Consider the following 15,053-nt stretch of genomic DNA (forward strand, 5'->3'; position numbering starts at 1 on the left):
CGGCGCGCCCTGGCGGCGGTGGTCCTGCCGTCCCCGGCGATGTCGGTGTGCACCTCGTGTATGCCCTTCTCGGTGGTCGTCTCGAGGAGGATCGCCACTGTGCCGGGCCGCGCCGACAGCTCGGTCACGTCAAGCAGGGTGATGCGGGAGCAGTGGGGGCGAGGGCGAGCGGGACCTGGGACGCGGCGGCGGGCGTCAGGGCGGGGCCGTGCCCCCGCGTCCCAGGAATCGGCGGTCTAGACCGGCGGGGCGATGAAGACGCCGCGGTCGGGGTCGTTGAAGGACTCCTTGGCGACGAGTTCGTTCATCGGGTTGGCCGTGCCCCACTGGTCGGTGACCTCGGGCTGGGAGAAGTCGTAGACGTGCGGGTGCCAGGTGTCCTCGTCCAGGCACTCCAGCTCGGTGGTGTACTCAACGGTGTTGCCGTGCGGGTCGAGGAAATAGGTGAACGTGTTGTCCCCGGCCATGTGCCGTCCCGGACCCCAGAGCTTCTTGAAGCCCGCCCGGATGACACGTCCCGAGCCGCGCATGTACTCGTCGATTCCCCGCATCTCGAAGGAGACGTGGTGCAGGGAGGTGTGCGGGCCCTTGGCGAGCGCCATGGAGTGGTGCTGGCTGCTGATCCGCATGAAGTGCATGACCTCGCCCATGTGCGGCGAGGACAGAGTGTCGGAGAGCGCGAAGCCGAGGTGCCGTTCGTACCACTCCCGCGTGCGGTTCAGGTCGGGGGAGTTGAGCACGACGTGGGAGAGCTTGACCGGGATGGACTCCTTCTCCTCGATCTTCCGGTGCCGGCGGACCTCTACGTCGGCGGAGACCTCGATGGTGCGGCCGTCCACGTCGAAGAACCGGAACCCGTAGCCGCCGCCGGGGGTGTCGACCTTGCCGGGTCGGGTGATCAGCTGCACGCCTCCGGCGAGGAGCCGCTCGGCGAGGGTGTCGACGTCGGCGCTGGTCGCGGCGCCGTAGGAGACGAGGTCGAGTCGCTTGTCCTCGGCCTTGCGCAGCCGGATCACGTACTGCTCGGGGGAGCCCTCGGCGGCCAGGAAGGAGATCCCCGAGTCCTCGGCGACCTTGGTCAGGCCCCAGACACCGGCGTAGAAGTCGAGCTGCTTGTCGTAGTCGGGCACGGCGAGGTCGACGTGCCGCAGGTGGGTCAGCAGGCGCATATCGGTCAGTCCTTCCGGAAGAGGGCGGCGGCGTTGCCGCCTCGTACGGCGTGGAAGTCGGAGTCGGTGAGGCCGGCCGCGCGCAGCGCGCCGACCGGGTCCTCGTTACCCATGTCGAAGGGGAAGTCGGATCCGAGCAGGACCCGGTCGGCGCCGGCCACCCGGACCAGCTCCCGCAGGACGTGCGGGTCGTGCACGAGCGAGTCGAACCACAGCCGCCGCAGATAGCTGCTGGGCAGATGCGCGCAGCCGCTGCCGGCGTCGGCGCGCACCGACCAGGCGTGGTCGGAGCGGCCGATGTGGGTGGGCAGGTAGCCACCGCCGTGCGCCGCGATCAGCTTCAGCCCGGGATGCCGGTCAAGGACCCCTGAGAAGATCAGGTGGGAGAGCGCGATGGCGTTCTCGGTGGGCTGCCCGACGGTGTTGGACAGGTACCAGCGGTCCAGCCGCTCATCGAGGGTGCAGCCGAAGGGGTGCAGGAACAGGATCGCCCCGGTCTCCTCGGCCCGCGCCCACAGGGGGGCGTAGTCGGGGTCGGACAGCTCCCGGCCCGCGGCGTGGCTGGAGATCTCCACGCCGAGCAGCCCTTGCTCCAGGGCGTGGTCGAGCGCTCGCACCGCCATTTCGGGGTCTTGGAGCGGCACAAGGCCCAAGCCGCGCAGCCGGTCCGGGGCGGTCGAACAGTGCGCGGCGGTCGCCTCGTTGGCGAGCCGGTACACCTTCTCGGCCGTCCGCTCGTCCGCCCAGTAGTGGTAGTGCGACGGCGAAGGGCTGACCAGTTGCACGTCCACGCCCTGCGCGTCCATCGCCGCCAGCCGGGCGGTGACGTCGGTGAGCAGCGGGATCCGTTCGCGTACCATCGGCCCGCTCACGGCGAGGGCCTCGGGGCCGTTACGGCGGGCGTCCAGGGCCCGTGCCTCGGCGTGCCCGGGCAGGCCGTCGACAAGTGCGTCGACCTCGGGCAGCAGGACGTGGGCGTGGACATCGACGGTGGGGACGGTCACGGCAGCTCCCGGAGCATCGTCATCGTGCGGCCCATCAGGCCGGGCACGTCGGCGTCGCGCACGCCGTCCAGTTGCCACTGCCCGATCTGCACCGACGCCTCGACCACCGGCCGGACGCGGGCGATCCGCCGCTCGTAGTACGTCTCGAACAGTGCGTCGTCCCAGGCGTCGCCGCCGGTGAGGAGCTGTGCCAGCACCCAGGCGTCCTCCAGGGACATCGCGGCGCCCTGCGCGAGGGTGGGCGGGCAGCAGTGCGCGGCGTCACCGACCAGCACGACCCGGCCGCGGTGCCAGGAGTCCTCGACGAGCATCCGGTCGAACCAGGTGTAGTTGACCTTCGCCGGGTCGGTGATGTGCGCGGTGATCTCCGGCCAGAACCCGCCGTAGTGCCGGGTGAGGCGGCGCATCTCGTCGGCGTACGACTCCGTGGGGATCGAAGCCCGGTCCCGGTTGGCCTCGACGACGTACGCGTAGAGGGTGGTGTCGCTCGTCGGGCAGTACCCGGCGATGTAGGCCGGGCCGCCGTAGGCCAGGTCGGTGCGGGTGACGCCGGCCGGGCGGGGCGCGGCGATTCGCCAGATGGCCATGCCGGTCGGCTCGGGTTTGTCCGTGATGCCGATCGCGGCGCGGGTTGTGGAGCCGAGGCCGTCGGCGGCGACCACCAGGTCGTAGCGGTCCTCGGTGCCGTTGCTCAGCCGGACGCAGACGCCGTCGGCGTCCTGGCGCACGATCTCGGCGGTGGTGCCGAGCTGCACGGCGGTGCCACTGGCGCGCACGGCGTCGATGAGGATCTGCTGAAGCCGCGGCCGCTGCATGCCGACGGTGGCGGGCAGGTCGTCGCCGCCGGTGCGCAGGTCGTCTTGAACGTGCAGGACGGTACCGTCCGCAGCGGTGATGCCGACCGATCCGAAGCCGAACCCGGACGCCTGAACCTGTTCCCAGACACCCAGTTCGCGCAGGACGCGCAGGGCGTTGCCCTGGAGGGTGATGCCGGAGCCGGCGGTGGCGTTCCAGTCGTCCTTGGCCTCGACCAGGTGCACCGTGCACCCGGCGCGGCGCAGCAGGATCGTTACGGCGTTGCCGGCGGCACCGCCACCGATGACGAGGATCTTGTGGGGTTGAGGCATGGGAACTCCCTCGTTCCTGCGATTACTTGACGGCGACCGGGTTGACGGGGGAGCCGACCGCACCGGTGATGGGCAGGGGAGCGGCGGTGAGCCAGAAGGCGTACTCGCCATCGGCGGCGCAGTCCGCGGCGAGAGCATCCAAGTCCCACATCTCGCCGATCAGCAGCCCGATGTGCGGGATGGCGATCTGGTGCAGCGGCTGGAAGGCGTGCTCGAACTCGTTCGGGCGGACCTCGAAGCCCCAGGTGTCGGTGGCGATCGCGGCGATCTCGCTGCCGTGCAGCCAGCCGGCCGTGGTGAACGAAAGGCCCGGCGCGGGTCCTCCGGCGTAGTCGCCCCAGCCGTCGCGGCGTGCCCGGGCGAGCTGGCCGGTGCGGACGAGGACGATGTCGCCGCGCCCCACCGCTACGCCGTGCGCCTCGGCGGTCGCGGCCAAGTGCTCCTGCGTGATGGCGAAGCCGTCGGGCAGTTCACCGTCCGCGCCGACGACCCGGCCGACATCCAGCAGTACGCCCCGGCCGGCGACGTGCGGGGCCATGTGCTCGATGCCGGTGACCAGGTCGCCCTCGGAGGTCACCACCTGCTCGGCGGGACGACCGTTCCACGCCTTGCCGTGGTCGAAGATGTGGCCGAGCCCGTCCCACTGGGTGGAGCACTGCAGCGGCATCGCGATCACGTCGTCGGCACCGCCGATCCCGTGCGGGAAGCCCTGAGTGCCGAGGGCGGCGTCGGTGCCGGTGTCCAGCATGGTGTGCACCGGGTTGGTGCGCCGCCGCCAGCCCTTTTGCGGGCCGTTCATGTCGAACCGCTGGGAGAGCGAGAAGCTGGCACCCCGTCGCACCAGCGCTGCCCCTTCGCGGCGCTTGCCCTCGTCCAGGAAGTTGAGGGTGCCGAGCACGTCATCCTCTCCCCACCGGCCCCAGTTGGAACACGCCTCGGCAGTCCGCGCTATCGCGCTCTCGGGGTCGGTGCGGTCCAGGGTCATCCGGCCGCCTCTGCCACACAGCGGGTGCGCTGCGCGCCGAGCCCGGTGATCGAGGCGTCCATGACGTCGCCGTCGCGCAGCAGACGGCCCCAGTGCATGCCGTTGCCGGCCGGTGAGCCGGTCAGGACCAGGTCGCCCGGAAGGAGCCGGGCTGTCTGTGAGGCGTAGGAGACCATCCGCGCCACATCGAAGATCATGTCCCGGGTGGACTCGTCCTGCATGGTCTCGCCGTTCAGCTTCAAGGTGAGGCGCAGGTCGCCGGGGTGGGCGACCGAGCCGGTGGGCACGATCCACGGGCCGAGCGGAGTGAAGCCGGGGGCGTTCTTGCTGCGCAGCCAGTCGGTGCCGATCTGCGGCATGTCCCGGCGGAAGACGGTGGCCCGGTCGGTGAGGTCGTTGGCGATGGTGTAGCCGGCGACGTACTCCAAGGCCTCCGCTACGGGCACCCGGTGCGCCGGACGGCCGATCACCGCCGCCAGCTCCAGTTCCCAGTCCGGCTTCTCGGCCCACGCGGGCAGCACGACGTCGTCGTACGGCCCGGTGATCGCGCTCGGCAGACCGATGAAGACGTACGGCAGGTCCTCCGCGGCCCGCCGGTCCATGATCTCCGCCGCCTCGGCGCGCCGCTCCGCCTCCGGACGGTCGTCCCCCGGAGCCGAGTGCGCCACGTGCAGGTCAATGACGTGCTGCCGGTAGTTCGCGCCAGACTGGAACACCTGACGCGGCTCGACCGGCGCGTGCACCCGGAAGGCCGAGAGCGGCTCGCGATCATCCGAGTCGCCTTCTGCCAGAGCGCGCATCCGAGGAAGAACGGCCCCCCAGTTCTCCAGCAGCGTCCGGACGGACAACCCGTCATCACCGAGGGCAACACGCAGATCGACCACCCGCGCGTCGGGGGTGACCAGGGCGGGGAACGCGGGCCCGTCCGGGAGCGAGAGCGTGGCGAGTGCGAACGGTCCGGCGAAGGGGGCGGACTCAGGTTCAGGTTTCACGGACATGTCCTCCTGATTGCAGTGCGACTAATCTGGCCCCCCCGCCTGCAATCAGGGAAATTTCTTCTATGGATGACTTTCATCCATGAAGTGGATTTTCACTGGTCAGCGCCTTACCGCAAAGGGAAACCTCGTGAATCTGGCTCGCCTCGACCTCAACCTCGTCGTCGCCCTGCGCGCCCTGCTGGAGGAACGCAACGTCACCCGCGCCGGACAGCGCGTCGGTCTCAGTCAGCCCGCCATGAGCGCCGCCCTGGCTCGGCTCCGCCGTCACTTCGACGACGACCTGCTCGCCCGGGTCGGCGGCCACTACGAACTCACCGCCCTCGGACAGGTCCTCCTCGACCGCACCTCCACCGCCTACGACGTCCTGGAACGCCTCTTCGCCAGCCAGGCCGCCTTCGACCCGGCCAAGGAGAGCCGCGAGTTCAAGCTGATCGCATCCGACTACGCCGTCTCCGTCTTCGGCACCGAACTGGCGCGCGTCGTGCACGAGGAGGCTCCGGGAGTCCGGCTGCGCTTCGCGCAGACCCCCACCACGGTGGTGGACGACACCGCCACCCTGCTCAGTACCACCGACGGCCTGTTCATGCCGCATGGGGTCATCAGTGACTTCCCCGCCACAGACCTCTTCAGCGACCGCTGGGTCTTCCTCGTCTCCCACGACCACCCCAGCGTCGACGGCCACCTCACCCGCCATGACCTCGCTCGCCTGCCCTGGGTCACCTATCAGCGCACCTACGACGCCCCCGCCGTACGCCAGCTCGGCATGCTCGGCATCGAACCGCGTGTCGAGGTCTCCGTCGACAGCTTCCAGCTCCTGCCCCTGCTGGTGGCCGGTACTCGCCGTATCGCCCTCATCCAGGCCCGCCTCGCCCGCCTCCTCGCACCGCTCGCCGCCGTCCGGGCTGTGGAGCCTCCTTATGAAGCGGTGCCGTTGCGCGAGGCGCTGTGGTGGCATCCGGTGCACACCCATGACGCGGGTCACGTCTGGCTGCGCGAGACGGCTGCCCGGGTCGGTCGGCGCATGGCCGAAACGGGGTACATCGCGCCGTCATCCTGATCCATGTCGCCCAGCCGGGCACCTCTTGCCGGCAGTGCTGCGAGCGCGTTTGAAGCCTTGCCCGAGGCGCGACATCCATGCGGTGGATGGACAGCATCTGCGATATGGATCACGCAAAGGGTGTGCGGCTTCGGACCGGGGACGCATAGTCGAAAAGCGCCCCCGCTGGCGCGCCTGAAGGGACCTCCCCGTCCCCCCGCCGGTTCCCTGCCTGCACATGCTCCGGAGTACCGTCATGCCCACACCACCTTTGCCATGCCTGGGCAACGAGGCTGTCATCCCGGTCCGTAGCGCATGCCGCTCCGTCTCGCGCCGCCTCGAATCGGTCCTCCGACACCCGGCAGGCCGGTACCCACAGGAGTGCGCCGGGTGCTGCTGCCCCGCCTGCGGGATGCGCCGGAGCGGCCATCCGCGGTGGCGCCGGAGTCAACGGGCAGGCGCTGCCAAGGTGGACTGGCGGACCACGAGCTCCGGCTGGAGAACGACGTGAGCGTGTTCGTGGGCGATGTCACGGGCGGTGTCCTCGATGAGCAAACGACCCGCCCGCAGCCCCATCGAGGCGGCCGGGCGTCTCACCGAGGTGAGCGGGACGACGGCGGACGCGGCGAATTCGATGTCGTCGTAGCCGATCACGGCGATGTCCTGCGGGACTCGCAAGCCGGCCACATACAGGGCCTGCATGACGCCCAAGGCGAGCAGGTCGTTGGCACAGAACAGCGCGGTCGGTCGGTCGGACAGCCCCAGAATACGGTGACCCGCGTCCCGCCCGGCGCTCACGGTGAGGGCCGGCCCTGTCACCTCGCGCAGCGAGCTCTTCGGCAGTCCGGCTTCCTCGATGGCGGCGAGGGCTCCCCGGTGGCGGTCGCGGACCTGCTGAAGGCGGTCAGGACCGCTCACGTAGGCAAGGTGCCGATGCCCCTGCTCGATCAGGTGACGGACCGCGGCGTGACCTCCTGCGATGTCGTCTATGCCAACCGAGCAGGCGCCGGGCTGCGGGGCGTTCTGGTCGGCGATGACGAAGGGGACCGAGTGACGGCGGAAGGCTGCCACGGTGCGCCCGGCTCCGTCCCCGGCGGTCAGCACCGCCCCCCGGACCTGGTGGGAGGTGATGAGGGCGAGATGACGGGCGGCTTCCGCGGGGTCGCGGGCCCCGGTCCCGACCATCACACCGAGATCCGCCTCGCGCGCCGCCTGTTCCACGCCGGTGGCCAAGGCGGTGAAGAAGGGATTGGCCAGATCATGGACGAGCACGGTGATGACGCGGGAGGTCCAGCCGCGCAGTTGCCGCGCCCCTTCGGCACGTATGTACCCCAGGGAGTCGATCACGGACAGGACGCGCTCCCGGGTGGCCTCCGCCACGATCTCGGGCCGGTTGAGCACATTGGAGACGGTACCGAGCGACACACCGGCCACCCGTGCGACATCCTTGATGCCCACCCTTCGAGGTGCCCGGCTGTTGTGTACCGCCGCGGTGTGCCGGCCACGGTCCGACGTGCGGTGCACCGTCGAATCCGTGGTGAACCCTTGCCGGTCCATGGGTCAACGGCTCCTCGGCGCTGCGGTACTGGAGCGCTCCACCAGCCGGGGTGCCATGGTCGTGCGCATGGCACGGTCCCGCTTGCCCTCCACCCGTTCGATGAGCATCCGGGCGGCTGTGGAGCCCATGGTGTGGCCGGCCTGGTCCACACTGGTGAGCTGGACAGGCGCCAGCGCGGCGAGCGCGGTGTTGTTGTACCCGACCAACGACACGTCGTCCGGGATGCGCAGTCCCAGTTCGTGGGCAGCCCGATACATACCGAGGGCGGCCACGTCCGCGCCGGTCATGACGGCGGTCGGCGGTCGGCTGGAGGTCAGCAGTGTCATCCCCGCCTTGAAGCCACCCTCGTCGGAGTACGCGGCGTGGTGCACTCGCGCATACTCGGCCAGGCCGTGCCGTTCCATGGCTTGGAGAAAGCCGTCGGTCAGCACGATCTCGGGGGTGCGCTTCCACCGGTTTGCCTTGGTGCCCGGGGCAGCGACGAGGGCGATGTCGCGGTGCCCGAGGGCGACGAGGTGGTCCACGACCAGGCCGGCTCCCAGATCGTCGGCGTCGACGACCGAATCGTAGGTGTCGGACGTGTCGTGGTGGCCGATGACGACAGTCGGAGTTGCCGCGGCGGTGGCAAGTACCTCATCACGCGAGGTCCCCGGTGCGATGAGGATCAGGCCATCCATCTGACGGTCCACCATGGACCGAATCGTTCTGGCCTGTTCCTCGGGTTCGAAACCGGCCGCGCCGATCAGAACGGTGTACTCGCTCTGCCTCAGCTCCTCCCGTACACCGTCGAGGATGTCTGCGAAGAAGGCGTTGCGGACGTTGTCCAGCAGCACGCCGATCGTGTACGTCCGGCCACGCATGCCGCGCGCGGCCGCGTGCGGACGGTAACCCAGGTCGGTTATGGCTGCGGTCACCTTCTCCTTCATCGCCGGGCTCACGCCATAGGCGTTGCGCAGCACCTTGGAGACGGCGGCGACGGAAACGCCAGCGTGCCGGGCGACATCCGTGATGGTCACACGTCTGTTCTGCCTGGGTGCCGCAGCCCCATCCGATGTCGCCACGTCGATCCTCCTGGGTTCAGGTGTAACGGTCTACACCGTAGCCCACTCGGGCGCTCAAGCCCTCCTCCTGATGAATTCAACGTTACACGGCTGTGTCTTGACGCGCTCGGTGTCGAGGTGCAGGGTGTTGCCCACTCACAGTAGAGAACGTTTTACACACTCTGTTCGTGCCGTCGTCGGGCCCACTCACTGCCCCAGGCACCCGCACCTGCTCTCCTCTCGCTTCCTCTGAGATCCTTCCGGGAGTTCCCGTGTCCGTACGCCTGCCCCGTACCCGTCACACACGCCTGAGCCTGCTCACCGCCGGCACCGCTTCCCTCGCGCTGCTCGCCACCGCCTGCGGCGGCAGTGGCGGGGGCGCCTCCGCGGCGCCCAAGGACTTCAGCTACCTGAGCGTCACCGAGAACACCACGGTGAAGACGGCTCTGACGACCATGTCCAAGGGCGCATGCCGGATGGCGAACGAGGCGCTGCCGCTGAAGGTGGAGACCGTGCCGCAGGCGAGCCTGGACCAGAAGCTGCAGCTGCTGGCCGGACAGAACGCGCTGCCGGTGCAGTTCGCGGCCGGCAATGCTCCGACGCTGACCCAGCAGCTCGCGAAGTCGGGCAAGGTCGCCGACCTGGAGGCGAAGCTGAAGCAGCTGGGCGTCGAGAACCAGCTCGAACCGGCCGCCGTGTCCACGATCAAAGCCCTCTACGGCGGCAAGCTCCTGGTACTGCCCTACGAGTACAACATCGAGGGCGTCTTCTACAACAAGAAGATCTTCGCCGACCACGGTCTGAAGGTGCCCGGCAGCTGGGACGAGCTGACGAAGGCGGCAGCGAAGCTCCAGGCGAAGGGCGTCCAGCCGTTCTCCGCCTCCGGTCAGCAGGGCTGGCCGCTGACCCGACTGATCAGCGGCTACCTCTACCGCAGCCTCGGCCCCGACGCGCTGCAGAAGGTGGCCGACGGCAAGGCGAAGCTGACCGACCCCGAGTACGTCAAGGCAGCCGAGGAGATCGCCGCACTCGGCAAGAAGGGCTACTTCGGCAAGGGCGTCGGCTCCATCGACTACGACACCGCGATGAACCAGTTCCTGACCGGCAAGGCCGCCATGTTCTACATGGGCAGCTGGGCGCTGGCCAACATCTCCGACAGTAAGCAGAACAAGGTGGGTGCCGACAACGTCGGCTTCATGCCCTTCCCCGCCGTCGCCGGGGGCAAGGGCTCGATCGACCAGTACCCCTCCAACGTCGGCCTGGGCATCACCCTCGGTGCCAAGTCCTTCGACGAGAAGACGGGGGACTGGGTCGCCTGCATCGCCAAGAACTACGGCAGCACCGCGCTGAAGGACCATGGCTCCATCTCGGGGTTCAAGGTCAACACCGAGGTGAAGGACGCCAACGAGGTCACCACCCAGGTCCGCGACACGATCAGCTCCTCGAAGCAGAACGTGCTGTGGTTCGAAGCCCTGTTCAGCACGAAGGCCACCACCGTGTCCCAGACCAACGCGGCCAGCCTGGTCGGCGGAAGCATGAAGCCCGAGCAGTTCATGCAGACGGTGCAGGGCGCGCTGGCCACCCAGTGACCGGCCGGGGGCGGCCCACCCCGGCAAGCCCCGCGTGAGCGGTGCGCCGCCCCCGGCCCCATCGGCAGGTCTCTTCAACGGAAACGAAGTGGACACCATCCATGCACCGCGTACTCGGTGACCGCAGGGCCGTCGCGATCCTGCTCGGTCCCGCCCTCCTCGTCTACTCACTGATCATGCTGGTCCCGATGGTGTGGTCGCTCGGGTACTCCTTCACCAAGGGCAACACCATCGACGGCTTTACCGGCAACGGCGTCGCCAACTTCTCCCGGCTCCTGGACGACCCGGCCGTCCACGACGCCCTGTGGTTCACCTTGAAGTACGCAGTCGTCGTCACGGTCGGGCAGGTCGTCGCCGGCTACCTGCTGGCGCTGCTGTACGTCTTCTTCCTCAAGCGCGCCTCGGCGCTCATCCGCACCCTGGTCTTCTTTCCCGTGGTCCTTCCCACGGTGGCGGTCGGACTGCTCTTCCAGAAGTTCTTCCAGGTCGCCCCGCAGACCGGCCCGGTCAACTCCCTGCTCAACGCGGTCGGTCTGGATTCGATCGACTTCTTCGGAGGTGCCGGCAGCGCGTTCTGGGTGCTGGTCGTGATGGACATTTGGCGCTCCATGGGCTTCTACGCCGTCCTGTTGTTCGCCGGTCTCGTCGACATCCCCGACGAGACCCTGGAGTCTGCCCGCCTGGATGGCGCTACCGGCCTGAAGCTGATCCGCCACATCGTGCTGCCGCTGTCCCTGCCGGTGCTGATGTCGTCGCTGATCTTCAGCATCAACGGCACGCTGAAGGTCTTCGACTCGATCGTCGCCCTGACCAACGGCGGCCCCGGCAACGACACGACCCCGCTGACCCTGTACATGTTCCAGACGTCGTTCACCTACAGCGACTACGGCTACGGCAGCACCATCGCGCTGCTGCTGACCGTGGTGTGCCTGCTGGTGAGCCTGGTCGTCTACCGCGTCTCGCGGCGCGACCTCACGGAGGGCTGACACACATGGCCACCATCGACACACCCGTGAAGACCTCCGCACCCGGCTCCGGACGCGCGCTCGCACGGGCTCCCCGCCCCCGGCGCGGCCGTCGAGGAAGCCGCCTCTGGGTGAAAATCGTCGTCGCCGGTCTGCTGGTCGTCGAGATCTACCCGCTGGTCTGGATGTTCCTGACCTCGCTGAAGTCCAACGACGACTACCTCAACAACTCCACCTGGAGCCTGCCCACCACGTGGGAGTGGGGCAACTACACCGAAGCCTGGACCACCGGCAACATCGGCCTGTACGTGCAGAACAGCCTGCTCGCCGTCATCCCCGCCCTCGCGCTCATGCTGCTGCTGGGCACCGCCGCCGGGTTCGCCCTCCAGATCATGGTGTGGAAGGGCCGCAGCCTCACCCTGCTGGTCTTCCTCGCCGGCATGATGGTCCCGCCGCAGATGATCCTGCTGCCGCTGTTCACCGTCTACTTCCAGGCGGGCCTGTCCGGCACCCTGTGGCCGCTGATCCTCACCTACACCGGCACCGGCCTTCCGCTGACCGTCTTCATGATGGCCACCTACTACCGCACCGTCCCGCGCGAGCTGTTCGAGGCGGCCACCATCGACGGCGCCGGCATCCTGCGCGCCTTCTGGACGATCAGCGTCCCGCTGGTCCGCAACGCCCTCCTCACCGTCGGCCTGGTGCAGTTCTTCTTCATCTGGAACGACCTGCTCATCGCCCTGACGTTCACCAACGACCAGGACCTGCGCACCATCCAGGTCGGCCTGCTCAACTTCACCGGCGACTTCGGCGCCACCCAGTACGGCCCCCTGTTCGCCGCCATCTGCATCAACGTCTTCGGCACCCTCCTGATCTACCTGTTCCTCAACCAGAAGGTCATGAAGGGGCTCACCTCGGGAGCGGTCAAGGGCTGACCCTCCCGATCCCGCCGACCCATCCGCGCCTCGACGAAAGGTTCCCTTTGCACCCCCCTCAGCCCTCCCCGGTGACCTTCGAGCACCTCCCGGACGCTCTGGGTATCGGCGTCTGCACACCCCGTTTGACGTGGACGCTGCCGCCCGGCTGCGGCTTCCAGGAGGCCTACGAACTGCGACTCGACCGTGACGCCGGAACAGTTCTGCGCACGGGACGCGTACAAGGGCCCGACCACGTCCTCGTCGCATGGCCGGGCGAACCGCTCATCTCCCGCGAACGCGTCACCGTCCGCGTCCGGGTCTGGTCAGCGGGCGCTGAGGAGCCCTCGGCATGGAGTGAACCCAGCGTCGTCGAAGCCGGCCTTCTGGAGCCGGCTCACTGGCAGGCCGTCCCCGTCGGCGCCGATTGGGACGAGGACCCGCAGGCCGAGCGCCGCCCGGCCCGGGTCCGCAAGGACTTCCGCCTCGACCGACCGGTGGCGCACGCCCGCCTGTACGTCTCGGCCCACGGACTGTACGAGGTGGAGATCAATGGCCGGCGCGTCGGAGACGAGGCCCTGGCGCCGGGGTGGACGGTCTACCCCCACCGGCTGCGCTACCGCACCCATGACGTCACCGGCCACCTCGCCCAGGGAGCCAACACCATCGGAGCGTGGCTCGGCGACGGCTGGTACCGCGGCGTGTACGGCTTCGACGGCGGTACCCGCAACATCTACGGCACCGACCAATCTTTGATCGCTCAACTGGAGGTGGTGTACGACGACGGCACCACCCTGGTCCTCGCCACCGACGGAACATGGACCGCCGGCCCGGGCCCCATCCTCACCAGCGGCCTGTACGCAGGGGAGACCTACGACGCACGGCTCCACGACCCCGACTGGTCCACGCCGAGCCATGCAGACTCCGCCGACTGGACGCCCGTACGCACCCATACCCGCGACCCGGCGACACTCGTGGCGCCCTCAGGCCCACCGGTGCGCTGCACCGAGGAAGTCCCCCCGGCCACCGTGACCCGTCTCGACGACGGCCGCCACCTGCTCGACTTCGGGCAGAACCTGGTCGGCCGACTCCGCCTCACCGTCGACGGACCGGAAGGTGCGAAGATCACGATCCGGCACGCGGAAGTCCTCCAGGGCGGGGAGCTCGCCACCCGGCCCCTGCGTGAGGCCTCTGCCACGGACACCCTCATCCTCTCCGGACAGGGACCGCTCACGTGGGAACCCCGCTTCACCCTCCACGGGTTCCGGTACGCCGAGATCACAGGCTGGCCGGGCAAGATGACGCCGGATTCGGTCACGGCCCGGGTGTACCACACCGACATGCGCCGCACAGGCTGGTTCGAGTGCAGCAACCCGCTGATCAACCGCCTGCACGAGAACGTCGTCTGGAGCATGCGCGGCAACTTCGTCGACATCCCCACCGACTGCCCCCAGCGCGACGAACGCCTCGGCTGGACCGGCGACCTCCAGGTCTTCGCCCCGACCGCGAGCTACCTCTACGACTGCGTCGGCATGCTTGACTCCTGGCTCACCGATGTCGCCCTGGAACAACTCCCCGACGGCACCATTCCCTGGTACGTACCCGTCATCCCCGGAGAACCGATGTGGACTCCGATCCAGCCCGGGGCCGCCTGGGGCGACGTCGCCACCCTCACCCCCTGGACGCTCTACCAGCGCTTCGGCGATCCCGGCCTGCTGCGCCGCCACTACCCCATGGCCAAGGCATGGGTCGACCTGGTCGAACGCCTCGCCGGTCCGAGCCGACTGTGGGACACCGGCTTCCAACTGGGGGACTGGCTCGACCCGGCGGCACCGCCGGACGACCCGGCAGCCGGCCGCACTGACCGCTACCTGGTCGCCACCGCCTACTTCGCGCACTCCGCACACCACCTCGCCCTGACCGCAGCGGAGTTGGGCGAAGCGCGGGACGCCGAGCACTACCGTGTGCTGGCACAAGAAACAGCCGACGCCTTCCGCCGCCGCTACGTCACCGCTTCCGGCCACATGACCAGCGACAGCCCCACCGCATACGCCCTCGCACTCGCCTTCGGCTTGCTGACGCAGCAACAACGCCAGGCAGCCGGTGACCGCCTGGCCCAGCTGGTCCTCGACGACGACGCCCGCATCGCCACCGGTTTCGTCGGCACACCGCTGATCTGCGACGCGCTGACCGAATCCGGCCATCTCGACGTCGCCTACCGCCTGCTGACCCAGACCGAGTGCCCCTCTTGGCTCTACCCCGTGACGATGGGAGCCACGACCATCTGGGAACGCTGGGACAGCATGCGACCCGACGGCACGCTCAACCCCGGCGGCATGACCTCCTTCAACCACTACGCGCTCGGCGCGGTCGCCGACTGGCTGCACCGGGTCGTCGGCGGCATCACCGCCACCGCTCCCGGCTACCGCGAAGTGGCCCTGCGCCCACGCCCCGGAGGAGGGATCACCTGGGCTCGTACCCGGCACGACACGCCCTACGGAACAGTCTCACTGGCGTGGGAGACGACCGATTCAGGACTGACCGTGCACGCCGAAGTACCCGAGGGCTGCCGTGCCACGGCCGAGCTGCCCGGCTGTCCCCCGGTCCTCCTGGGGCCCGGTCACCACGTCCTGGACTCCACGGAACTCGCCGCGCGCGCCGCCTGACA

12 protein-coding genes are annotated in these 15,053 nt (G+C 69.1%); 5 read left to right on the forward strand and 7 right to left on the reverse strand.

The window, feature by feature from the left end; genetic code table 11:
- Positions 1 to 236: 236 nt before the first annotated feature.
- Genes ACIGAN_RS31490 through ACIGAN_RS31510 form a run of 5 tightly spaced genes read right to left on the reverse strand, consistent with a single transcriptional unit; the run spans position 237 to position 5,283 of the window.
- Complete coding sequence (locus tag ACIGAN_RS31490; RefSeq protein WP_399862676.1) at positions 237 to 1,169, reverse strand: VOC family protein; 933 nt, start codon at positions 1,167 to 1,169, stop codon at positions 237 to 239.
- Positions 1,170 to 1,174: 5 nt separating this feature from the next.
- Complete coding sequence (locus ACIGAN_RS31495; protein ID WP_399862678.1) at positions 1,175 to 2,173, reverse strand: amidohydrolase family protein; 999 nt, start codon at positions 2,171 to 2,173, stop codon at positions 1,175 to 1,177.
- Positions 2,170 to 3,300, reverse strand: a complete 1,131-nt coding sequence (locus ACIGAN_RS31500; protein WP_399862680.1) for an FAD-dependent oxidoreductase — start codon at positions 3,298 to 3,300, stop codon at positions 2,170 to 2,172. The genes ACIGAN_RS31495 and ACIGAN_RS31500 overlap by 4 nt, the downstream gene beginning before the upstream one ends.
- Before the next feature lie 22 nt (positions 3,301 to 3,322).
- Positions 3,323 to 4,285, reverse strand: coding sequence for a cyclase family protein (locus ACIGAN_RS31505; RefSeq protein WP_399862682.1), 963 nt, complete (start codon positions 4,283 to 4,285; stop codon positions 3,323 to 3,325).
- Positions 4,282 to 5,283 (reverse strand): fumarylacetoacetate hydrolase family protein, encoded by a 1,002-nt coding sequence (locus ACIGAN_RS31510; RefSeq protein ID WP_399862684.1) that lies wholly within the window; start codon positions 5,281 to 5,283, stop codon positions 4,282 to 4,284. Before ACIGAN_RS31510 ends, ACIGAN_RS31505 begins: the two co-directional genes overlap by 4 nt.
- Before the next feature lie 127 nt (positions 5,284 to 5,410).
- On the opposite strand from ACIGAN_RS31510, the gene ACIGAN_RS31515 reads away from it, so the two are divergent.
- Complete coding sequence (locus ACIGAN_RS31515) at positions 5,411 to 6,340, forward strand: LysR family transcriptional regulator (RefSeq protein WP_399862686.1); 930 nt, start codon at positions 5,411 to 5,413, stop codon at positions 6,338 to 6,340.
- Between the two features lie 426 nt (positions 6,341 to 6,766).
- Here ACIGAN_RS31515 and ACIGAN_RS31520 read toward each other — a convergent pair whose 3' ends face one another.
- Positions 6,767 to 7,876 (reverse strand): LacI family DNA-binding transcriptional regulator, encoded by a 1,110-nt coding sequence (locus ACIGAN_RS31520; protein WP_399862688.1) that lies wholly within the window; start codon positions 7,874 to 7,876, stop codon positions 6,767 to 6,769.
- Between the two features lie 3 nt (positions 7,877 to 7,879).
- Complete coding sequence (locus tag ACIGAN_RS31525; protein WP_399862690.1) at positions 7,880 to 8,893, reverse strand: LacI family DNA-binding transcriptional regulator; 1,014 nt, start codon at positions 8,891 to 8,893, stop codon at positions 7,880 to 7,882.
- A 296-nt stretch (positions 8,894 to 9,189) separates the two neighbouring features.
- Between ACIGAN_RS31525 and ACIGAN_RS31530 the strand changes: the two genes are divergently transcribed.
- The 4 genes from ACIGAN_RS31530 (at position 9,190) to ACIGAN_RS31545 (ending at position 15,051) form a co-directional block, all read left to right on the forward strand.
- On the forward strand, positions 9,190 to 10,506 hold the full coding sequence (locus tag ACIGAN_RS31530) for an ABC transporter substrate-binding protein (RefSeq protein ID WP_399862692.1): 1,317 nt from the start codon (positions 9,190 to 9,192) through the stop codon (positions 10,504 to 10,506).
- Positions 10,507 to 10,607: 101 nt separating this feature from the next.
- Entirely contained in the window at positions 10,608 to 11,492 is an 885-nt protein-coding gene (locus tag ACIGAN_RS31535; protein WP_399862694.1) for a carbohydrate ABC transporter permease, read from the forward strand.
- Positions 11,493 to 11,602: 110 nt separating this feature from the next.
- On the forward strand, positions 11,603 to 12,406 hold the full coding sequence (locus tag ACIGAN_RS31540; RefSeq protein ID WP_399862696.1) for a carbohydrate ABC transporter permease: 804 nt from the start codon (positions 11,603 to 11,605) through the stop codon (positions 12,404 to 12,406).
- A 125-nt stretch (positions 12,407 to 12,531) separates the two neighbouring features.
- Positions 12,532 to 15,051, forward strand: coding sequence for a family 78 glycoside hydrolase catalytic domain (locus ACIGAN_RS31545; protein ID WP_399862698.1), 2,520 nt, complete (start codon positions 12,532 to 12,534; stop codon positions 15,049 to 15,051).
- Positions 15,052 to 15,053 lie beyond the last annotated feature (2 nt).

Source organism: Streptomyces sp. NPDC085931, assembly GCF_044540565.1.
Classification (GTDB): domain Bacteria; phylum Actinomycetota; class Actinomycetes; order Streptomycetales; family Streptomycetaceae; genus Streptomyces.

Excerpts from the sequence above, each read along its gene's own strand:
- ACIGAN_RS31490 (WP_399862676.1), bottom strand. The coding sequence starts at position 1,169 with ATGCGCCTGCTGACCCACCTGCGGCACGTCGACCTCGCCGTGCCCGAC.
- ACIGAN_RS31500 (WP_399862680.1), bottom strand. The coding sequence starts at position 3,300 with ATGCCTCAACCCCACAAGATCCTCGTCATCGGTGGCGGTGCCGCCGGC.
- ACIGAN_RS31505 (WP_399862682.1), bottom strand. The coding sequence starts at position 4,285 with ATGACCCTGGACCGCACCGACCCCGAGAGCGCGATAGCGCGGACTGCC.
- ACIGAN_RS31510 (WP_399862684.1), bottom strand. The coding sequence starts at position 5,283 with ATGTCCGTGAAACCTGAACCTGAGTCCGCCCCCTTCGCCGGACCGTTC.
- ACIGAN_RS31520 (WP_399862688.1), bottom strand. The coding sequence starts at position 7,876 with ATGGACCGGCAAGGGTTCACCACGGATTCGACGGTGCACCGCACGTCG.
- ACIGAN_RS31535 (WP_399862694.1), top strand. The coding sequence starts at position 10,608 with ATGCACCGCGTACTCGGTGACCGCAGGGCCGTCGCGATCCTGCTCGGT.